This window comes from Deinococcus radiodurans R1 = ATCC 13939 = DSM 20539 (genome assembly GCF_000008565.1).
In the GTDB taxonomy this organism is placed as follows: domain Bacteria; phylum Deinococcota; class Deinococci; order Deinococcales; family Deinococcaceae; genus Deinococcus; species Deinococcus radiodurans.
In genome coordinates this window covers 230,007-250,000 of record NC_001263.1, presented here as the reverse complement: position 1 = coordinate 250,000, position 19,994 = coordinate 230,007, and the positions used below count along the sequence as shown (strand labels likewise).

The following is a 19,994-nucleotide window of genomic DNA, read 5'->3' as shown; positions in this document are numbered from 1 at the left end:
AGAGGGTCAAGATCACGCAGCATCATTTTGTCAAACGCTCAAGGGCTCTCAGAACGTCACTTCGGTTCAGGGCAAATCAGAGCATTACAAAGGGACGCCAGGCCAGTTGAGCGCCCGCTCCACTCGAAAAGTGGCCCCCTTGACATCTTCTCTGGTGGCCCGTACTCTTTTTTCCGCTGGTCCGGTAGTGTAGCGGTTAGCATATCTGCCTGTCACGCAGAAGGTCGCGGGTTCAAATCCCGTCCGGACCGCCAGCAAGACGAGAGAGGAGCCCTGGGTTCTTCTCTCGTCTTTCTTTTTGTCTGGTTGCCACAGAGAAATAAAAAATGCCTCCCGAGTAAGGAGGCACTGGCGAAGGTTTGAAATTCAGGGGCCTTGCGAATAGACGCGGCTGGGATAGTAGTACTTCTCCAGCATCAGTTTGCCGAGCGCCACCAGCGGCACGGCGAGCAGGGCGCCCGCGAAGCCCATCAGCGCCACGCCGACCAGAATGGCGAGCAGCACCGTGACCGGATGCAGGTCAGTGGTTTTGCTGAGGATGTAGGGGCTGAGGAAGTTGCCTTCGATCTGGTTGGCGAGGACGAAGACCACCACCACGAGAATCATCTTGAAGCCGGCGTTCGGGAGGGTCAGCGCCAGCAGCAGCGCGGGCGTGGCCCCGATGATCGGCCCAAGGTAAGGCACGATGTTGAAGGCGCCGGCCAGAAAGCCGATGGCCGCCGCACTCGGAATACCAACGATGGTCAGGCCGAGCCACACGAAGATGCCGATGAAAGCGGCGATCAGCAGTTGGCCGCGCACGTAACCGCCCACCGCCGTGCCGATGAGGTCGCTGAATTCGAGGACCTTCGGTTGCCAGGGACGAGGAAAGGCCCGCAGCAGTGAGGCGTTTACGCGAGCGTAATCCAGCATCAGGTACACGCTGAGCAGCAGGATCAGCAGCACTTGCCCAATTACGCCCCCGATGGAGATTAGACGGTTAAAGAGCGTGCCGGTGGAGCTGAGGGCGTTTTGCAAAATCGGCACGATGTTGTTGCCGATGTTGGCGATCCAGTCACGCAGCGCTTCGGTCATGCGGGTCTGGGCGTCGGCCAAGCCGGGGATGCCACGGCCCGAGAGCCACTGCACCGCGCCGTCGAGGATGCGGTTGAGGTTGTCGATCTGCGCGGGCAGGTTCTGAAACAGCTGCACAAACTGTCCACCCACGGTCACGACCAGTGCCCCAGCAAGCGCCAGCAGGCCGAGAAACAGCAGCAGCACGAAGAAGACGCCCAGGCCGCGCCGGACCCGGCCTCTCTCCAGCCAGCCAAGCAACGGGTTGGCGAGGTAGGCGATCAAGAAGGCCACCGCGAAGTCCACCAGGACCGTGGTGATCTGCCCGATGAAGAGGTAGAGCAGGTAGAAGAGCCCTAGAAACACGACCAGACGCACCCAGGGATTGCGCCAGGCGTACTGAAAGGCATTGGGAGTGGATGAGGATGGCATCACAGTGCCGTCACTGTAGGGCAGAAGCCAGGGAAAAGGGGAGGCCAGCGCACCGGTCTCCCCTCCCCTTTCTTAAGACGCTCCTGGTGGGTCTCGGCCCCGCTGTCTCAGCCCTCGTAGGCACGCCCCAGGGCCTTGGGCGCAGCGCTGCGGCCCGTGAAGATCAGCGCCAGGATGGTGATGAGGTAAGGCAGCGCGCCGACCAGCGGGTCGGGCAGCAGGTCCTTGCCGCCGAGCGCGATGCTGATGGCCTGCAAGAGCCCGAAAAGCAGGGTGGCGCCGAGCACGCCCAGCGGTTTCCACTGCCCGAAGATCAGCGCGGCGAGGGCGATAAAGCCCAGGCCCGCGCTCATGTTGCGGGTGTAGGCGCTGAGGTTGCCGATGCTGAGAAACACGCCCGCCGACCCGGCGAGAACGCCCGAGAGGATGACCGCCGAGTAGCGCATCCGCTGGACATTGACCCCCATGCTCGCCGCCGCGCCGGGCTGCTCGCCGGTGGCCCGCAGGCGCAGGCCGTAGGGGGTGCGGTAGAGCACGTACCACGTCAGCGCCACCATCAGGAACGCGAAGTACACCGGCGGGGAGAACTTGAAGTCTCCGACGCCCCACAGCGGCAGGGAGTGCTGCACTTCGGCGACTCGGTGCTGGTGTCGTAAAGGGCCTGCAAGAGCACTGGCGGCACACCCGTGGCGAGCAGATTGATCGCCGTGCCGGAAATGACCTGATCGGCGCGGTACTTGATGCTCAGGACGGCGTGGATCCAGGCCACCAGACCGCCCACCGCGGCCCCGGCGAGCCAGCCCAGCCAGGGCGCGAGGCCGCCGAGTTGCCCCTCGGTCGCGAGCGTGACGATAGCCCCCGCCAGCGCCCCGAAGATGATCAGGCCGTCGAGGGCGATGTTGACCACCCCGCTGCGTTCGGAAAAGAGGCCGCCGAGCGCGGTGAGCAGGAGTGGCACCACGCTGCGAATGAAAATCAGCAGGAAGGTGGTGCTCAGAATCTGACTGAGAATGTCCATCAAAAGCTCCCTTGCTGCGGCGCGGGGGTCTGACCCTCACGGGCCTGCGGGTCGGTGTCGATGCCGTCGGTGCCCTGGCCGCTGCCGGTTTGCCCCCGGCTGGCCTGCGCGACGTTGGGCAGGCTGCTGGTCGCGTTCGGGTCGGAGCCGCCGGGCCCGGCGAGTTGCGGAGGCGGCGGATCAGTCACGCGGCGCGACAGGAAGCCCCCTGCCGCGATAAACAGCACGATCAGCGCCTTGAGCACCGTCACGATGTCCTTGTTGACGCCGTCGAGCTTGAGGTCGGCGTCTACCCCGCCCGTATCGATGGTGCCGAAGAGCAGGCTGGAGGCGACCACGCCCGCCGGGGTGCTCTGGCCCATCAGCGCCACCGCGATGCCGTCGAAGCCCACGTTGACGGGGATGTTCTGCTTCAGGCGGTAGTCGTCGAGCGCGCCGCCCTGTACGTAGTGGGTGCCCGCGAGCCCGGCGAACATCCCGGCGATGGTCATGGCGAGGATGGTGCCGCGCGCCACGCTGATGCCCCCGTACTCGGCGGCCTTGGGCGAGAGGCCCACCGCTCGCAGCGCGTAGCCGGTGGCGGTGCGCCACATCAGAGTGCCGAACAGCGCCACGCAGGCGAGCGCAAGCAGGAACGAGGCATTGAGCTGACTGCCCGCGATGTTGATGGGTACCCCAATCCGCCACGTCAGCGCCCCGACCAGCAGCGCCGCGATGAAGGCGAGGAGGCCACCCTGCCGCGTCCGCCGCAGGAAGGGCCGCGCCACGAAGTACGTGATCAGGGCGAACAACCAGCCGAGGCTCAGGGCCATCGCGCCTTCCTTGCCCACGTTCAGCAGATCGAGCATGGTGGGCAGGCGGGCCGCCTCGTGCAGCTCGGCGCTCTGGGCCTCGTAGCCCTCGGCCTTGATGGGCAGGTTGTAGGTCTTGCCCAGGAACGGGAACTCGTTGGAGCCGATCAGGAAGACGAAAATCCCGGCGGCGATGTAGTTGAGCATGATGGTGTTGATGACTTCGCTCGACCCGAAGCGGGCCTTGAGCAGCCCCGGAATGGCGCCCCACAGCGCTCCGCCCGCGCCCGCCGCGATGATGGAGAGCGGCAGCAGCAACCAGCCGAGGCTCGCCGGAGCGTACACGCCGACCAGCATGGCGGCGATGGCGCCCATCGTGAGCTGACCGGGCGCGCCGATGTTGAACAGCCCGGTGCGGAAGGCGAACGCCACCGACAGGCCAGTGAAAATCAGCGGGGTAGCAAGCTTGAGACTGTCGAGGAAGGGGTTGAGGCTGGTGATCGGCGCAAACAGCGTGGAGTAGACGAAGTACACCAGGTCGGTGCGCGCGAGCCACGCGCCCCAGGTGCCCAGCGCTGCGCCGGTCTGGTTGATGGGCTCCTGCACCAGCAGCACGACCACCGCGCCCACGGCGATGGCGAGGGCAATGGCGGCAGCGGGGACGAGCAGCCCGCGCAGGCGGTTGAGCCGCTCCCACCAGACCCGCTGGGCACTGAGCCCCGCGCCCGTCGCAATCAAGCCACCGAGCACCGAGAAAAACAGGCCGAGGTTCATGCCCCCGCCCTCGTAGAAACTCCGCAGCCGGATTTTGACCGGGCGGCGAATCGTCGTGTCGGCGGCAACGCGGGCCACTTCGTCACCCAGCGCGCGGTTGAGCAGCAGCACGGCGGCAACCGAAACGAGCGCGGCGAGGAGTCCGGTGATCCAAAACCAGCGCTGACGCCGCAGCGCCCCGACGAAGGTGGCGAGCAGCAGCGCGAAAGACGTGAGGCCAAGCAGTTGGGTCGGCCCGGCGGGGGGCAGGCGGACATCCGTCGTGCTGCCGAGGTTCAGCAGGCCGCCGAACAGGTGCAGCAGCACCGGCGCACCGTCGAAGGTACGGCCCAGCGCGGCCAGCGGGGTCAGCAGCAGCGCGAGTAACGCTGCGCCGCTGGCGACCTGCGCGACCCGGGCGGCGGTCCGCGACGGGCGGGAATCAGAGAGGTCGGTCACGCCGCACATTGTATGGGCAGGTGCGGGCCAGCGGGCGCGGCCCCCGGGCCAGCCTCTCCCGGCAGGACAGGCAGAATATCCGCATGACCGCCCCTTCCACCCAGTCTGTCTCTGCCTCCCCGCGCCAAACCCATACCCCACGACTGGGCCTGGGTCTGGCGGCGCTGGGGCGGCCCGGCTACCTCAACCTGGGGCACGGCGCCGACCTGGGGCCGGACAAGGGAAGAGACGACCTGCGCGACCACACCTGGGCGATGCTCGACGCGGCGTGGGACGCGGGCCTGCGGGTGTTCGACGCCGCCCGCAGCTATGGCCGCGCCGAGGAGTTTCTGGGCGGCTGGCTGCGGGCACGCGGGCACGCGCCGGACACCCTGACGGTGGGCAGCAAATGGGGCTACACCTACGTCGCCGACTGGCGCAGCGACGCCCCGGTGCACGAGGTCAAGGACCACTCGCTCGCCACATTAGAGAGGCAATGGCCCGAGACATTGAGCGCCCTCGGACGCGCCCCCGACCTTTACCTCATCCACTCCGCCACCCTCGACAGTGGCGTGCTGGACGATGAACGGGTGCTGGCACGGCTCGCCGAACTGGGGAGGCAGGGCGTACGGGTGGGCCTGAGCACCAGTGGCCCCCGGCAGGCCGACACGCTGCGGCGGGCGCTAGCGACGCGGGTGAACGGCGCGTGCCCCTTCCGGGCGGTGCAGGCGACCTGGAACCTGCTCGAACCCTCGGCGGGCGCGGCGCTGGCCGAAGCGCACGCGGCGGGCTGGACGGTGGTCGTCAAGGAAGGAGTCGCCAATGGCCGCCTGAGCGCGCGGGGCGTGACGGGGCAGAGCGATGTGCCCGCGCCACTCGCCGCCGAAGCCCGGCGACTGGGCGTAACCCCGGACGCGGTGGCCCTCGCCGCCGCCTTGCAGCAGCCGTGGGTGAACATCGTGCTGAGCGGGGCGAGTACGGCGGAGCAACTACGACAAAACCTGCGGGCGCTCCATCTGGAGGTGGACCTCGCCGCCCTGATCACGCTCGCTCAGCCGGCGGAAACGTACTGGCGGGAGCGCTCGGCCCTCTCTTGGACCTGAACTGTTCCCTACGGACGGGGGCTGGGAATCAGGTCGAGTTCGGGACTGTCAGCCAGGGCTTGCAGCAGGGGGCGCAGGGCGGGCAACTCGTCGCGCACGGTGTGCCACACCAGCACGGGGTCAATGCTGAAGTAGTCGTGGGCAATCAGGTTGCGAATGTCGCGCAGGTAAGCCCACGGCAGTTCGGGGTGGCGGTCTTGCACGCTCTGGGGGATGTACTTCGTCGTCTCACCGAGCCGCAGCAGGCCGAGCAGCGCGGCGTCCTGCACTTCCTCACGCATCTGGAAAGTGGTGAGGGTCAGCGGCGCAGTCAGCGCGAACAGGCGGTCCAGCGTGGCGAGCAGGTCGAAGAGCCGCCAGCGCCAGCGCTTGGGCCGGTGGGTGGGGGCGAGTGTGGCGGGCACGTCCATCACGTCCACCGCGTCGGCCAGGATTTCGCCGCGCAGGGGGGCGCGCAGGCTCGCCTCGGTTACGGCGTCCACCCGGCGCGCAAGTAAGTGCTCCAGTACCGCCTTGACCCGCATCAGGTGCAGCAGGCCGACCTCCGCCCCCGGCGCGAAGTCCACCAGCAGGTCCACGTCCGACGCCGCGTCCGCCTCGCCCCGCGCCACGCTGCCGAAGACCCGAATCCGCGTGACCCCCAGCGTGCGCCATTCGCCGGCTCCCTCACGCAGCAGGGCGGCCACCGACTGAAGGCGCAGGTCGGGAAAAAGGGGTGCGGACATGGGGCCAGTGTAGCGGTGTTATACGGAGCTGAACTCTTCTGAGGTCGGCTGATTTCGGTGGCGCTGCTCATACGGTTTTCATCCGATTCCCGAACATCCGGAAAGGCGCCGGATACCCGCCCATCTCCTTAAAACCGTATTTTTTCCATGCGCTCCGCGCAAAATTACGCCTGGACATGTCCGGGGCTCAATTTGGAACCGTATCAGACCGCTAGACTGACCCCCATGCGGCAGAACATCGGGCGAGACCCCACGCAAGCTGCGAGCAAGGCAGGAGCGCGGCTGTGATTGTCGCCGTCGGTCACGACCTGATTGAAATTGCCCGGATTCGCCGGATGCTGGAACGCGAAGGCGTGCGGGCCGAGCGGCTGTTTACCGCCACCGAACTGGCCTACGCTGGCCGCTACCGCGACCCCGCGCCGAGTCTGGCGGCCCGCTTCGCCGCCAAGGAAGCCTTTCAAAAAGTCTGGCTCCGTCCGCATGGCTGGCGTGACGTGTGGGTGGAGCGCGAGCGCACGCCGGACGGGCCTTTTCCCTACGCGGCGCCGATGCTCGGCTTCGCGCCCGCAATTGCCGGGGAAATGCACGAGCGCGGCTGGGTGGCGCACCTCACGCTCACCCACACCCGCGAGCACGCCTCGGCGGTGGTGATTCTGGAACACCTTGAGCAAAGGGCCGCTCCGTAGGGGGTGCGGTCCTCATCCGGGGAGGACGTGACGCTACACTGACTCTCATGGACAACCGCACCAATCTGGACGACTACCTCGCGGGGCTGGGCATCAGCGACGCCGACGAGAGCGCCCTGCCGCCGCCCGCTCCCGACGCGGCCCCGGTGTCCGCCCCGCTGCACGGCGCCGACGAGGACCCCCGCGCCGTGCTCGAGCAGTTTCTCGCCGAGCTCACGGCGCGCATCGACCCCGGGCTGCGGGTGCAAGTCCGCGAAACCGAGGACGCGCTGGAAGCCGAAATCAGCGGCGAGAACGCGGCCCGCCTCGCCGGACGCGATGGCCGCACGCTGGGCGCCATCGAGGTCATCGCCTACGCCGTGCTCGCCAAGCACGCCGGGCGCGGCGACCTGCGCGTGCGGGTGGACGTGGGCGGCTTTCGCAAGCGGCAGGCCGATACCCTCACCAAGCTGGCCGAGCGCCTCGCCGTGCAGGTCGCCAAAAGCGGCGAGCCGCACGAGCTGCAACCGATGCCCCCCGCCGAGCGCCGCGTGATTCACATCGCCCTGAAGGAAAACCCCGACGTGATGAGCGAATCGGTGGGCGAGGGCGCCGCGCGGCGGCTGGTGATTCGGCCCCGGCACGGCTAAGCCGGTGCAGCTCCGCGACCTGCTGACCCAGGCGACTGCGCGGCTGACGCGGGCGGGCGTCCCTTCCCCGGAAGTGGACGCCCGTCTGCTGCTGGAACATGTCCTGGGCCTGAACCGCACGGCCTTTTTGCTGCGCGGCGGGGAAGAAATCGGCCCTGACGCTGAGGCCCGCGCCTGGGACTCAATAGAGCGGCGCGCCGCCCGCGTGCCCCTGCAACACCTCACCGGCGAGGTGGAGTGGGGCGGCGTGCGCCTCACCTCCGACGCCCGCGCCCTGGTGCCCCGCCCCGAAACCGAGTGGCTGCTGCACCTCGCGCTGGAGGAACTGCGGCGGGTGGAGAAGCCCCGCGTGCTGGACGTGGGCACCGGCACGGGGGCGCTGGCGCTGGGGCTGAAAGCAGCCATCCCGCAGGCCGAGGTGACGGCCACCGACCTCAGCCCCGAGGCGCTCTCGCTCGCTCGCGAGAATGCCGCGCTGAGTGGGCTGGACGTGAAGTTTGTCGAGGGCAGCCTGCTCGCTGGCCTGTCCGGTCCCTTCAACCTGATTGTCTCTAACCCGCCTTATCTTCCCACCGCCGACCGTGCCACTGCCGACCCGGAAGTGCGCCACGACCCGGACCTGGCCCTCTATGCCGGCGAGGACGGGCTGGACGTGGCGCGCCCGCTGGTGGCCGAAGCGGCGGCGGCTCTCGTTCCCGGCGGCGCCTTACTCCTCGAACTTGACCCACGCAACGCGCCCACGCTGGCCGCCGAGCTGCGGACGGCAGGCTGGCAGGCCGAGGTGCGGCCCGACCTGACCGGACGCGAACGCTTCGTGCGGGCCCGGCGAGCAGGGGGATAGCGGCGGGCAGAGGGATAATCGGGCATGACTGCAATTCGCCCCGCCACCCCCACAGACGCCCCACTCCTCGCTGAACTGCGCGGCGTCATGCAGGCCGACAACGGCGTGGGGCAAGAGCAGATTGCCCGTGACCTGGCGACCTGGCAGGCGTGGTTTGCCGAAGTGCTGGCGTCCGGCGAGTACGTCGCGTGGGTGGCCGAGGTGGACGGCCAAAGCGCCGGCACGGTGGGGCTGATGTTCTTTCCGCAGATTCCCTCGGCGGCAGACCCCCACACCCGCAGGCCGCAGGTGGCGAACATGGCGGTGCGGCCCGAGTTCCGGCGGCGCGGGCTGGCGGGGCAGTTGCTCGGCACCGCGCTCGCGTGGGCGCAGGCGGGGGGCTACCGGCACATCGGCCTCAACGCGGCCCCGATGGGGATCGAGCTCTACCGCCGCGCGGGGTTCACAGAGAACGCCAATCCAGCGATGACCTTGAAGGTCTGACATCCCTCCCGGCCCGCGTGTCCTATCATGCCCCCCGGTTTCGCACGGCGTCCGTTGAGTGTGCCCCGCACGGCTCCGAACCCCGCGCACGGCGAGCCTACCTACCCACAGGAGGAGCGCTATGACGACTGCCAATCCGCTCAACACCAGCTTTACTTCCGCCGACGCCGCCGAACTCTACCAGGTGCCCAACTGGTCGGGCGGCTGGTTCCGCGTGTCCGACAAGGGCCTGATGGAGGCCACCCCCGCGCCGGGCCTGCACGCCTCGCTGCGCGCCATCGTGGACGAAATCGTGGACCGGGGCGAGAGCCTGCCGGTCATCCTGCGCTTTCCGCAGGTGCTCGCCGGACGGGTCAAGCACCTCAACGAGGCGTTTCAGGCCGCCATCAACGAGTACAACTACTCCGGGCATTACCAGGGCGTGTTTCCCATCAAGGTGAACCAGCGCCGCGCCGTGGTGGAGACGGTGGCCGCCGCCGGGTACGACTACGCGCACGGGCTGGAAGCGGGCTCCAAGGCCGAGCTCGCGCTGTGCCTCGCGCAGAAGATGCACCCCGACGCGCTGCTGTGCTGCAACGGCTTCAAGGACGACGGGTTCATCAAGCTCGCCCTGTGGGGCCGGACGCTGGGCAAGAACGTGGTCATCACCATCGAGAAGTTCACCGAACTCGACCGCATCCTCAAGCAGGCGAAGGCGCTCGGGGTCAAGCCCGCTGTGGGCGTGCGCTTCAAGCTGCACGCCCGGGGCTCGGGCCAGTGGGAAGAGTCGGGCGGCGACCAGGCCAAGTTCGGCCTCAACGCCTACGAGCTGCTGCGGGTGGTCGAGCGGCTCAAGGAAGAGAACATGCTCGACTCGCTGGTGATGCTGCACACCCACATCGGGTCGCAAATCACCGACATTCGCCGGGTCAAGGTGGCGGTGCGCGAGGCGGCGCAGACCTACGCGGGCCTCATCGCGGCGGGCGCCGACCTGAAATACCTCAACGTGGGCGGCGGCCTCGGCGTGGACTACGACGGCTCCAAGACGACCTTCTACGCCTCCATGAACTACACCGTCAAGGAATACGCCGCCGACATCGTGTACACCGTGCAGGAGGTGTGCAAGGCGCGCGAAGTGCCCGAGCCGGTCATCGTGTCGGAATCGGGGCGGGCGCTCACTGCGCACCACGCCGTGCTGATTTTGCCGGTGGTGGACGTGACCGGGCCGACGCGCAACCTCGAAGACCAGGAACTGACGGTGCCGGGCGAGGACAGCCACCAGATCGTGCGCGACATGTACGAGACGCTGGAAAACATCTCCATGCGTAACTACCGGGAGTCCTACAACGACGCGGTGGGCGACAAGCAGACGCTGCACAACCTCTTCGACCTCGGCTACGTGACCCTTGAGGACCGGGCGCGAGGCGAGGCGCTATTCAACGCGATTCTGCGCAAGATCGCCAAGCTGATTCAGGGCGAAAAGTATGTGCCCGACGAACTCGAAGACCTGCAAAAGGTGCTCGCCGACAAGTTCATCTGCAACTTCTCGCTGTTTCAGAGCCTGCCCGACAACTGGGCCATCGGGGCGCTGTTTCCCATCGTGCCGCTCGACCGCCTGAACGAACAACCCACCCGGCAGGCCACGCTGGTAGACATCACCTGCGACAGTGATGGCAAAGTCGAGAAATTCATCGACCTGCGCGACGTGAAGGCCACCTTGCCGCTGCACGAACCCGGCGACCGGCCCTACTACCTCGGCGCGTTCCTGATGGGCGCGTATCAGGACGTGCTCGGCAGCGCCCACAACCTCTTCGGCAAGGTGAGCGAGGCGCACGTGACGGTGCGGCCCGGCGGACGCTTCAACATCGACCTCTTCGTGCGCGGCCAGAAGGCGCGGCGCATGATCGAGTCGATGGGCTACGAGGAGCCGATGCTGCGCGACGCGATTGAGGACCAGGCCGACGCCGCCATCGGGCGCGGCACGCTGACGCAGGAGCAGGAGCACGAGCTGCTTGAGGACTACGGCGAGGAACTGCTCGGCTACACCTACCTGGAGTACGAAAGCTGATTCCGGGTCTCGTGACTCACATCACCACCCCCGCCGCCTGGGCCGCAGCTCAGCGGGCGGGGGTTTATTCGGCCCCAAGTATGGAGATGCAGGGCTTTATTCACCTGTCGGCACCTGCACAGGTCATCGGGGTCGCCAACTTTCTGTACGCCGGGCAAAGCGGCCTGCTGCTCCTCGTCATTGACCCGGCAAAATTGCGCGCCGAACTGCGCTGGGAGGAATACGAGCCGGGCAGTCCGCATTTTCCGCACCTGTATGGACCATTGAATCTGGACGCGGTAACGGAGGTGTTGCCCTTTGAAGCGGGCGCCGACGGGCGGTTCGAACTTCCGGCCAGGCTCCGTTCCTAACCCCGCAAGGCGCTGAGCAGCTCCGCCGCCCGCCCACTTCCAAGCACCAACACCTGTCCGCCGCGCAACCGTAGCCGTACTGCCCGACCACTGGTGCTGAGCAGTTGCTCGCTGCCGGGGTCCAGGCGGCGCGAGTACGGCCAGCTCCAGCGGGCAGGGTGCACCACGTCGGCGCTCAGGATGTCGGCACGCGGCACCTCGCGCCAGGGGCCACCGCGCCGGGTACGGTAACGCAGGGTCGCGGCGGTCACTTCCGTTTCCAGCACCAGCGGCAGCCAGCGCGGGGCGTGGGGCGGTTGCAGTTCGTGGAACTCGGACATGGCGGGGCCTCCTTTTGCAAACATGATGTCATTTGGCGGGGCGGGCGGTAGCGTATGGCTCATGCCTCTGCGCCTCATTGCTTCCGACCTCGACGGCACCCTGCTGCGCGACGACCTCAGCGTCAGCCCCCGCACCCGCCGGGCGCTGGACGCGGCGCGGGCGGCGGGCATTCACGTCGTTCCAGTCACGGCGCGGCAGCCGGTGGGCGTGCGGCGCATCGCGCAGGGCGCGGGTTTTGACGGCTGGGCGCTGTGCAGCAACGGGGCGCTCGGCATTCACCTGACGACCGGCGAGGTGCTGTTCGAGCGTCATCTCGCGCCGGAAATGCAGCGGGCGCTGGCGGAAGCCATTCGGCAACAGGTACCCGGCACGGTCTTTGCCAGCATCCGTGAGGCGGGCGAGGGCTTCTACGCGCAGGGCGAGTACGCTGACCTCGCCTCCGAAACCGACCACAAGCGCGACCCGGCGACGATGGGCCGGTATTCGCTGGACGAGGTGCTGAGCGCCCCGAGCCTGAAATTCGTGCTGCGTCACCCCGAGGTGTCACCGCCCGAATTGCTCGTCGCCGTGCGTGCGTTGGGTTTGACCGGCTTCCACGCGACCCACAGCGGCGCGGCCTTCGTGGAAGTGGCTGCCGAGGGCATTACTAAGGCGGCGGGCTTGGCGCTGCTGTGCGAGAACCTGGGCGTGGCGCAGGCCGACACCCTCGCTTTCGGGGACGCGCCCAACGACGCCGAGATGCTCGCCTGGGCCGGGCGCGGCGTGGCGATGGGCAATGCCCACCCCGAAGCGCGGGCCGCCGCAGACGAGGTGACGCTGAGCAATGAGGAGGACGGGGTGGCGGTGGTGATTGAGCGGGCGCTGGCGGGGCTGGGTTAAAAAGGATACTGGAACGAGTTTTCATTTCTGCGGGACTGAAAGACCCCTCACCCCTTGCCTAGGGCAAGGCCCTCTCCCCCTGGTAGAGGGTCAAAAGCTCAACTGCGCTACTGCTCTTAAGGCCCCTGCCCCTCCGCCAACACCGCTCCGGCGTCGTCCACCACGCTGAAGGCGTAGGCCTGCGCCGTGCGCGTCTGCCAGCGCACTTTCTGGTTCTGGCAGGGCGGTGGCAGCGCGATATCGCCTGCGGCGGGGTACCGCTTCTCCAGGCTGCCCCGGCGGTAGTCCTCCAGTGTGCGGGCGAGCTGGGTGGCGCAGTTGCGCGCGGCGGCGCGGGCGGTGACGGCAGCCGCGTCGGCAGGGGGGGTCAGGCCGGGGGCCGCCTGCTCCTTTTTCAGCGACTGCACCTCGCTTTCCAGAGCCGCCACCCGCCGCGCCAGTTCGGCGTTCTGAGCGCGGGCCTCACGGTCCTGACAGGCGCTGAGCAGCAGCGGCAGGAGCAGGACGGGCCAGCGGCGCATTAGCGCTCCAGCACGCTCACGATTTCCACGTGGGAGGTCTGGGGGTAAAAGTCGTGCGGCGTGATTTCACCCAAGCTCCAGCCCCGGCGCACGAGGTCGCCCACGTCGCGTGCCCAGGTCGCCGGGTCGCAGGAGACGTACACCAGCCGGTCGGCGGTGCTTTCCTGAATGTGGTCGCGCGCCGCCTCGTCCAGCCCGGCGCGGGGCGGGTCCACCACCAGCACGTCGGCGCCGATGTCCTCCAGGCGCGAGGCGTCGCCCTGCCGGAAGGAGATGTTCTTCTCGCCTGCTCCTTCCGCCACGCTCTGCGCCACGTCCTGCCGGCCCCGGCTGAGCGCTTCGGCGGAGGTGTCGAGGACGGTTACGCGGCGAAAGTGGGGCGAAAGATGCCGGGCAATAGCCCCCGCGCCGCCGTAAAGGTCCACGGCGTGTTCGCCCTGACCCAACCCCTGAGCCGCCAGCGCCGCTGCCCGGCGATAAGCGAGGCCCGCCGCTGCCGGGTTCACCTGCGCGAAGCCGGTGGCGCTGATGCTCACGCGCACGTCGCCGAACTGTTCCTGAATCTCGCTCTCGCCCGCAATGAGGCGCACGCCGCGCTGAAGCGCCGCCCCGCCGGTTGCGCCAGCGACACGCCGACCACGCCCGCGTCGAGCAGGTGGTCCGAGGCCCGCAGAAAGTCACGCGGCTCCCCGGTGCCGATGAGCGCCGCCACCACTTCCCCGGTCAGGCGACTGGCGCGGAAGGCGATTTCGGTGGCAGGGTCGAGCCGCTCGGGATCGAGTTTCTGGGCGACGGCGGCAATTTCCTCCATCACGAGGGGGTCACCCTGAAACATCTGGGCGGTGTGGCCCCGGCGCTCGCGGTAGCCCAGGCCCTGCGGCGTCACGAGGTACTGCGCCGTGTTGCGGTAGTGCCACTCCTCGGGACTCGGCACCGTCTCCCCCACCGGCACGCGCAGCTTGGCGATGCGCGCCAGGGCTTCTTCCACGAAGGCCCGCTTGTAGCCGAGCTGCGCCACGTAGGAGGCGAAGGCGAGGTCGGCGGTGGGCAGCTCGGGGCCGTCCACCCGGTCCGGGCTGCGGCGCAGCACCTCGCGCACCGTGCCCTGGCGCACGCCCTTGCCCTGGCGCACGTCGGCGGTCACGCGCTCGCCGGGCAGGGCGCCGCGCACCAGCACCACGCCGCCCTCGTCGCGGGCGAGGCCCAGCCCCCCGGCGACGAGCTTTTCAATTTCCAGCGTGAGGGGTGCGTCTGACATAGGGGCCAGTGTAGTGGAGCGAAGAGAAAAGCGGGGTGGGGAGGCTTTCTTTGAGGGCTGTCTCCCCAAGACCCGCCCCCACACCACCAAAAAAAACCCCGGCCTGAGCCAGAGCTTCTTTCCCAACTGTATTGGGCTTACTTCTCGACAAGGTACGCCGTTTCGATCACGTCCGGCGTGCCGCCCATGCCGGGCTGAATGCGGGTGATGCGGTCGAGCACGTCCAGACCTTCCACGACTTTGCCGAACACGGTGTGGCGGTTGTCGAGGTGCGGAGTCGCAGTGAAGGTGATGAAGAACTGGCTGCCGTTGGTGCCGGGGCCGGCGTTCGCCATGCTCAGGACGCCCTTGCCGCTGTGGCGGTGGTGGTTGCCGGCGAACTCGTCTTCGAACTTGTAGCCGGGGCCGCCCATGCCGGTGCCGGTGGGGTCGCCGGTCTGCGCCATAAAGCCGTCGATGACGCGGTGGAACTTGATGCCGTCGTAGTAGTGGTGGCGCAGCAGGTAGGCGAACGAGTTGACGGTCATCGGCGCTTCGTCGGGGTAGAGCTCCACGACGATGCGGCCTTTGCTTGTTTCCAGCACGGCGCGGTACTGCTTGCCGGGTTCGATGGCGTCGCCCAACTCGGGGGCCTGGGTGAACTTGGTCTGGCGCTCGGTGCTGAGGTAGGGCGTCTGGGTAAAGCCCTCGGCGTTGTAGGTGTCACTCATGAGCCGCATTGTAGCCGCGCCGCGTGCCGATCACACCGGGCTTAAAGGACCGCTTTAGAGCATTTGACATAAGAATGCTTGACGTTTTTGACCCTCTACCCTGGTGGGACTCGAAGAGCTGCGGAGCAGAGAGGGCCTGCCGAAGGCAGGGGTGAGGGGGTCTTTTTCTGTCAAATGCTCTAAATCATCCACTCGCCACCGCGCATCAGCGGTTCGCGCTGCCCGTCCGCCGTTATGCCGTCCACCGACGCGCCGGGCGTGCCGATCATCCAGTCCACGTGAATGAGTGAGTCGTTGCCGCCCGCCGCCTGCCGCTGCTGTGCGTCGGCGCCGCCCTGCACGTTGGTGGGGTAGCAGCGTCCGAGGGCGATGTGCGAAGCGGCGTTTTCGTCGAACAGCGTGTTGAAAAACAGCGTGCCTGTTTGCGCAACGGGCGCGGAAGCGGCGACCAGCGCGATTTCGCCGAGGTGCGCGGCGCCTTCGTCGGTGGCGATCAGGCTCTTGAGGGTGTCCTCGCCCTTCTCGGCGCTGACTTCGACCGCCTTGCCGTTTTCAAAGCGCACCCGGATGCCTTCCACGACCTGCCCGCGCACGCTCAGCGGCTTGCTGGCGACGGCGACGCCATTTACCCGGTCGCGGTGCGGCATGGTGAACACCTCGTCGGTGGGAAGGTTGGGCACGCCGACAATGCCGTTTTTGGCCTCTTCCGCGCCGCCTTGCCAGATGTGGCGCTCGGCCAGCCCCACGGTGAGGTCGGTGCCGAGTTCGGTGGTCAGGTGGACGGCGGCGTACTGCTTGTCGTTGAGGTGCGCCGAGCGCCGGGCGAGAGCGGCGACGTGGTCCTCCCACGCACCGAGCGGGTCGGGCAGGTCGGCGCGGGTGACCTTGAAAATGTCGTCCCAGAGGCAGGCGACGGCTTCCGCTTCGGGCAACTCCGGGTACACGGCCTGCGCCCAGGCGGGGGTGCTCATGGCGGCGACGGTCCAGTTCACCGCGAAGCCGCTGACCGCCGCCGAGACCTCGCGGGAGGCCTGGGCCATGAGTTTGCTGCGCCGGGCGATGCGCTCGGGGTTGACGTTTTTGAGCAGGGCGGGGTCGTCGCCGCGAATGGAAAGGCGGGCGTAGCCGTCGTCCAGCATGTGCTGCACCTGCTCGGTGGCCCAGGGCGGGAGAAAGCCCATGGCCTCGTCAGAGCCGTCCTCGTAGAGCGCGAGGGCGAGATGTTCGTCGTGGTATTCCACCCGCACGTCCAGCGCTCCGGCGCGGTAGGCGGCGCGGGCCACCAGGCGCACCAGCGGGGCGGCGCTCAGCGGCGCATTGACCAGCAGTTTGCCGCCGGCAGGCAGGTTCACGCCGACTTTGACCAGCAGTTCGGCGTAGCGGGCGAGCCGTTCATCGAAAGAAGAAGGTGTCATGCCGACCCACTGTACGCCGCCTCTCCAACCGCTGCCCGCCCGACGGTGGGCCGCCGCGCGAACCAGGGGCGCGCCTGTTCCAGTTGCCCCGCCAGCCGCAGCAGCACGTCCTCGCGGGCGAGCGGAGCGACGAACTGCACGCCCACCGGCAGCCCGTCCGCCGTCCAGTGCAGTGGGACTGACATGGCGGGCTGCCCGGTCAGGTTGGCGAGCTGGGTGTAGGGCATCTTTTCCAGAATGTCGGTCGCGAGTGCGTCGACTTGTCCGGAGCGGCGCAGCAGCCCGCTGACATCCATCTGCTGAGCGGCCCGGAGGAGTGCCGCCTGCACGCCGCGCGGCTGCAACTCACCAATTTGCAGCGGCGGCGTGGCCAAAACCGGCGTGAGCAGCAGGTCGTAGTTCTGGTGAAAGCGGCCCATGGCGCGGGCGTGGACATTCCAGCTTGCCCGCGCCGCCGCGAAATCCGCCGCCGAGTAGCTGCGGCCCAGTTGCCCGAGCAGCCAGGTCACAGCCTCCACGTCGCTGGCGCGGGCCGGGCGGCCCAGCGTGTCCCGCAGCGCGGCGAGGCTGGCCCCCGTTTCTCCGAAATACAGCATCAAAAAGGCCTGGGCGAGCGCGGGGCCGTCCCAGGGCAGCGCGACTTCTTCGACTTCGTGCCCGAGCGATTCCAGCAGCCGGGCGGCGCCTTGCACGGCGGCCACGCATTCGGGATGCACCGAGCGGCCCAGCGGATGCGCCGTGCTGAAGCCGATGCGCAGCCGGCCCGGTTCGCGCCCGACTTCCTCACTGTAGGGCCGCTCGGGCGAGGGCAGAAACAGCGCCGCGCCCGCGTCCGGCCCCTGTTCGAGGTCCAGCAGGGCCGCACTGTCGCGCACGCTGCGGGTCAGGACGTGCTCCACGGCGGCCCCCTGCCACGGCTCGCCCACCCCGTCGCCACAGGGCACCCGGCCCCGGCTCGGCTTGAGGCCGAAGAGGCCGCAGCACGACGCCGGAATACGGATGGACCCCCCGCCGTCGCCCGCCCCTGCCAGCGGCACGATGCCCGCCGCGACCGCCGACGCCGAGCCGCCACTGGACCCGCCGGGGGTGCGCCCCAGGTCCCAGGGATTGCGGGTGGGGCCGTGCAGCTCGGGCTCGGTCACGCCCATCAGCGCGAATTCGGGGGTGTTCGTCTTGCCGAGCGGCAGCAGCCCCGCCGCCTGCCAGCGCCGCACGAGTTCGTCGTCCCATTCGGGAATCTGGTCCCGGTAGGCCCGCGTGCCGCCCGTGTGGGGCACTCCGGCGAGCCGCGAGCCGAAGTCCTTGACCAGAAAGGGCACGCCCGCGAATGGCCCAGTCGCCTGCTCGCCCCGCGCCCGCGCCGCGTCGGTGGCCCGCGCCTGGGCGAGTCCCTGATCGTAGAGCGGATACACCACGGCGTTGAGCGCCACATTAACCACCTGCGCGCGGTGAATGGCGGCAGTGCACATGTCCTCGGCGCTCAGTTCGCCCCGGCGAAAGAGCTGGGCGAGGTCCAGGGCGTCCAGGCGGTCGTACTCGGCAAAGGTCAGCATGAGGCAGCTTAGAGCAGTTCTCCGAATTACGCGTGCGTCGGAACAGCACCGCCACCCGCTCCATTCTCCGTTCTGCTCATGTTTTGTACTCGCGCCGCTCGCCAAAAAGCTGTGCCATCTTTTTGTCAAATGCTTTAGAGCCTGCTGGGCGTCTCCGTCGGCTCAGGACGCCAGTACTCGCCCTGCTCGCGTTCCAGCAAGCCCGCACCCACCAGTTCGCGGCGCAGGGTAAAGAAGTCGGGATGGTACTCGCCGAGTAGGGCGTTGACCTCGGCTTCGGGGTAACGGCGCTCCGGCTCGAACAGGCCCGCCAGAAAACGCAAGACCACGTCGCGTTTCTTGCGCTGGGCGGGAATTTGCAGTAGTTTGCCGCCCCGCAAAAAGGCCCGCAGCACCCGCTGCTCGTAGGGGTCTTCTACGAAAGGAACGTCGGCAGACCCCTGGACCAGAGACGTGAGGCTCACGTCCAGCGCCGTGCGGTCTGTGCGGTAGAGGCGGTAGTGGCCGCTAAGGTTGCACGGTCATCAGGCCCACTTCGGTCAATTGTGCCAGATGATGACTGACGGTGGCAGGGGCAAGCTGCACCAGCCGCGCCAGGTGCTCACCGCTGAGGGCTTCGGTCCATGCCAGCCGCAGCAGGGTCAGCCGCGCCGGATGCGAAAGCGCCCGGAACAGGGCGGCGCGGGCGGCAAGATCGGCACTCACGTCCGTTCCTCACGCGGCCAGGGACGCTCGCCGTAGGCCAGCTTGTGCGACGCGGCATAGATTTCCAGCGCAGCCCGCAGCGTTTCGAGCCGCACATTGGCTTTGGCCCGCGCGGCCTCGTCGGTTCCGGCACGAGCCAGCCGCACGTCTCGTTCCGCGTTCAGCAGCAGACCCGAGAGGATGCGCTGGTAGGTTTTATTCATTTTCTGACGGTTCTCGCTCATCGCCTCACCTCGAAGCGAAGCCTAAAACAATTCGAGACTTATCGAAATAATTGAATTGGCTTAGGTGAGCGGCGAGCCTTGTGTGCTACTCCCTACCACCTCTCGATTTGCCGCCCCGCCTCGAAGGCCGCCGCCCCCACCGCCACGCTGAGGTTGAGGCTGCGGCCCCTGCCGGGCTGCGGCAGCTTGAGCTTGGGCAGGGCGTCGCGTAGCCACACCGGCAGCCCGCGCGACTCCGGGCCGAACAGCAAATAATCGCCGCGTTTAAAGCCCGCGCGGGTGTGGTACTCAGTGGCGTGGGTAGAAAAAGCGAAGACCCGCGCCGCGTCGGGAAGTTGCGCCTGAAAGTCGCTCCAGCCCGCGTACTCGTGCAGGGTGACACCCTGAAGGTAGTCCATCACGGCGCGGCGAAACTCACGGTCGTGCAGGTGAAACCCGAAGGGACGAATGAGGTGCAGCTCGGCCCCCAGCACCGAGCAGGTGCGGGCCACATTGCCGACGTTGCCCGCCTTTTCCGGCTCGAAGAGAACGACGTGCAGCAGCGGCCCGGATGCCTCGGCGTCAGTCATCTACGCGCCCCAGCAGCACGGTGACGCGGGTCTGCACATGCTCCAGCGCCAGCCCCTCGGAGGTCTTGAAGCTCACGCCGACCTCGCCAGCAGGCAGACCGAGCAGCTCGGCGACCGAGGCAGCGATGTCGGCGCGCAGCGGCCCCAGCTTGGGCCGGTCCAGTGTGACCACGAGAGCGACGTTCACGGGCCGGTAACCGCGCTCCTCCACAAGTTCCAGCGCCTTCGCCAGAATCCGGCGCGAGTCCATCCCCTTCCACTCGGCGGCGGTGTCGGGGAAGTACTGCCCGATGTCGCCCAGCGCGAGGCCCGAGAGCAGCGCGTCGGCCACGGCATGAAGAACGGCGTCCCCGTCGGAGTGGGCCACGGCCCCGAGTTCGGCGTGAGGAATGGCAACACCGCCCAGCACCAGGGGAAGTCCCGGTGCGAGGCGGTGGGCGTCCTCGCCGTAGCCGATGCGAAAAGGCAGGCCAGTCATGCGGCGAGGATA

The 19,994-nt window shown here is 68.0% G+C and carries 21 protein-coding genes, 1 tRNA gene and 2 pseudogenes; 9 read left to right on the top strand and 15 right to left on the bottom strand.

Going from position 1 to position 19,994, the window contains the following annotated elements:
- The first annotated feature begins 178 nt into the window (after positions 1-178).
- Positions 179-254: transfer RNA gene (locus DR_RS01300), tRNA-Asp, on the top strand.
- A gap of 112 nt (positions 255-366) precedes the next feature.
- On the opposite strand, the gene DR_RS01295 is transcribed toward DR_RS01300, so the two are convergent.
- From DR_RS01295 to DR_RS01285, 3 genes and pseudogenes are all read right to left on the bottom strand, one after another.
- Complete coding sequence (locus DR_RS01295; protein ID WP_027480158.1) at positions 367-1,485, bottom strand: AI-2E family transporter; 1,119 nt, start codon at positions 1,483-1,485, stop codon at positions 367-369.
- A 107-nt stretch (positions 1,486-1,592) separates the two neighbouring features.
- A pseudogene (locus DR_RS01290) lies at positions 1,593-2,503 on the bottom strand (ABC transporter permease).
- Entirely contained in the window at positions 2,503-4,515 is a 2,013-nt protein-coding gene (locus DR_RS01285; RefSeq protein ID WP_010886896.1) for an ABC transporter permease, read from the bottom strand. Before DR_RS01285 ends, DR_RS01290 begins: the two are co-directional and overlap by 1 nt.
- 74 nt (positions 4,516-4,589) lie before the next feature.
- Here DR_RS01285 and DR_RS01280 point away from each other — a divergent pair, with 74 nt between their 5' ends.
- Positions 4,590-5,588 carry an aldo/keto reductase gene (locus DR_RS01280; RefSeq protein ID WP_051618875.1) on the top strand — a complete coding sequence of 333 codons (999 nt, stop codon included), beginning with the start codon at positions 4,590-4,592 and terminating at the stop codon, positions 5,586-5,588.
- Between the two features lie 8 nt (positions 5,589-5,596).
- Here the strand turns inward: DR_RS01280 and DR_RS01275 are convergent, their stop codons facing one another.
- Positions 5,597-6,313: a HepT-like ribonuclease domain-containing protein gene (locus tag DR_RS01275; RefSeq protein ID WP_010886894.1), complete on the bottom strand. Its 717-nt coding sequence runs from the start codon at positions 6,311-6,313 to the stop codon at positions 5,597-5,599.
- Positions 6,314-6,597: 284 nt separating this feature from the next.
- On the opposite strand from DR_RS01275, the gene DR_RS01270 reads away from it, so the two are divergent.
- The 6 genes from DR_RS01270 (at position 6,598) to DR_RS01245 (ending at position 11,349) form a co-directional block, all read left to right on the top strand.
- Complete coding sequence (locus tag DR_RS01270) at positions 6,598-6,999, top strand: 4'-phosphopantetheinyl transferase superfamily protein (RefSeq protein ID WP_010886893.1); 402 nt, start codon at positions 6,598-6,600, stop codon at positions 6,997-6,999.
- Between the two features lie 47 nt (positions 7,000-7,046).
- Positions 7,047-7,628 (top strand): protein jag, encoded by a 582-nt coding sequence (locus DR_RS01265; RefSeq protein WP_010886892.1) that lies wholly within the window; start codon positions 7,047-7,049, stop codon positions 7,626-7,628.
- 4 nt (positions 7,629-7,632) lie between these two features.
- Positions 7,633-8,469 (top strand): peptide chain release factor N(5)-glutamine methyltransferase, encoded by an 837-nt coding sequence (prmC, locus tag DR_RS01260; protein ID WP_010886891.1) that lies wholly within the window; start codon positions 7,633-7,635, stop codon positions 8,467-8,469.
- A 24-nt stretch (positions 8,470-8,493) separates the two neighbouring features.
- Positions 8,494-8,952: a GNAT family N-acetyltransferase gene (locus DR_RS01255; RefSeq protein WP_010886890.1), complete on the top strand. Its 459-nt coding sequence runs from the start codon at positions 8,494-8,496 to the stop codon at positions 8,950-8,952.
- A 121-nt stretch (positions 8,953-9,073) separates the two neighbouring features.
- A complete protein-coding gene (gene speA / locus DR_RS01250; protein ID WP_027480160.1) occupies positions 9,074-10,999 on the top strand; it encodes a biosynthetic arginine decarboxylase in 1,926 nt (641 codons plus the stop codon).
- Between the two features lie 11 nt (positions 11,000-11,010).
- Positions 11,011-11,349, top strand: coding sequence for a DUF952 domain-containing protein (locus tag DR_RS01245; RefSeq protein WP_010886888.1), 339 nt, complete (start codon positions 11,011-11,013; stop codon positions 11,347-11,349).
- Here DR_RS01245 and DR_RS01240 read toward each other — a convergent pair.
- Complete coding sequence (locus DR_RS01240) at positions 11,346-11,669, bottom strand: hypothetical protein (protein WP_028328047.1); 324 nt, start codon at positions 11,667-11,669, stop codon at positions 11,346-11,348. The genes DR_RS01245 and DR_RS01240 overlap by 4 nt on opposite strands.
- Positions 11,670-11,730: 61 nt before the next feature.
- Between DR_RS01240 and DR_RS01235 the strand changes: the two genes are divergently transcribed.
- Positions 11,731-12,549, top strand: a complete 819-nt coding sequence (locus DR_RS01235; RefSeq protein WP_027480161.1) for a Cof-type HAD-IIB family hydrolase — start codon at positions 11,731-11,733, stop codon at positions 12,547-12,549.
- Positions 12,550-12,665: 116 nt separating this feature from the next.
- Here DR_RS01235 and DR_RS01230 read toward each other — a convergent pair whose 3' ends face one another.
- The 10 genes and pseudogenes from DR_RS01230 to ispF form a co-directional block, all read right to left on the bottom strand.
- A complete protein-coding gene (locus DR_RS01230; RefSeq protein ID WP_010886885.1) occupies positions 12,666-13,070 on the bottom strand; it encodes a hypothetical protein in 405 nt (134 codons plus the stop codon).
- Positions 13,070-14,328: pseudogene (locus DR_RS01225) on the bottom strand (class I SAM-dependent RNA methyltransferase). The gene DR_RS01230 and the pseudogene DR_RS01225 overlap by 1 nt, the downstream one beginning before the upstream one ends.
- A gap of 137 nt (positions 14,329-14,465) precedes the next feature.
- Positions 14,466-15,038 (bottom strand): peptidylprolyl isomerase, encoded by a 573-nt coding sequence (locus DR_RS01220; protein WP_162177743.1) that lies wholly within the window; start codon positions 15,036-15,038, stop codon positions 14,466-14,468.
- Between the two features lie 179 nt (positions 15,039-15,217).
- Entirely contained in the window at positions 15,218-16,453 is a 1,236-nt protein-coding gene (locus DR_RS01215; protein WP_010886882.1) for an aminopeptidase, read from the bottom strand.
- Positions 16,450-18,006, bottom strand: coding sequence for an amidase (locus DR_RS01210; protein WP_051618874.1), 1,557 nt, complete (start codon positions 18,004-18,006; stop codon positions 16,450-16,452). The genes DR_RS01215 and DR_RS01210 overlap by 4 nt, the downstream gene beginning before the upstream one ends.
- Positions 18,007-18,140: 134 nt before the next feature.
- Positions 18,141-18,470: a DUF2087 domain-containing protein gene (locus DR_RS01200; RefSeq protein ID WP_010886880.1), complete on the bottom strand. Its 330-nt coding sequence runs from the start codon at positions 18,468-18,470 to the stop codon at positions 18,141-18,143.
- A gap of 43 nt (positions 18,471-18,513) precedes the next feature.
- Positions 18,514-18,711 carry a winged helix-turn-helix domain-containing protein gene (locus tag DR_RS01195; protein ID WP_010886879.1) on the bottom strand — a complete coding sequence of 66 codons (198 nt, stop codon included), beginning with the start codon at positions 18,709-18,711 and terminating at the stop codon, positions 18,514-18,516.
- Positions 18,708-18,935, bottom strand: coding sequence for a hypothetical protein (locus DR_RS01190; RefSeq protein WP_010886878.1), 228 nt, complete (start codon positions 18,933-18,935; stop codon positions 18,708-18,710). Before DR_RS01190 ends, DR_RS01195 begins: the two co-directional genes overlap by 4 nt.
- Before the next feature lie 92 nt (positions 18,936-19,027).
- Positions 19,028-19,504 carry a tRNA (cytidine(34)-2'-O)-methyltransferase gene (locus DR_RS01185; RefSeq protein WP_010886877.1) on the bottom strand — a complete coding sequence of 159 codons (477 nt, stop codon included), beginning with the start codon at positions 19,502-19,504 and terminating at the stop codon, positions 19,028-19,030.
- Positions 19,497-19,982 (bottom strand): 2-C-methyl-D-erythritol 2,4-cyclodiphosphate synthase, encoded by a 486-nt coding sequence (ispF, locus tag DR_RS01180; protein WP_010886876.1) that lies wholly within the window; start codon positions 19,980-19,982, stop codon positions 19,497-19,499. Before ispF ends, DR_RS01185 begins: the two co-directional genes overlap by 8 nt.
- Between the last annotated feature and the right edge of the window lie 12 nt (positions 19,983-19,994).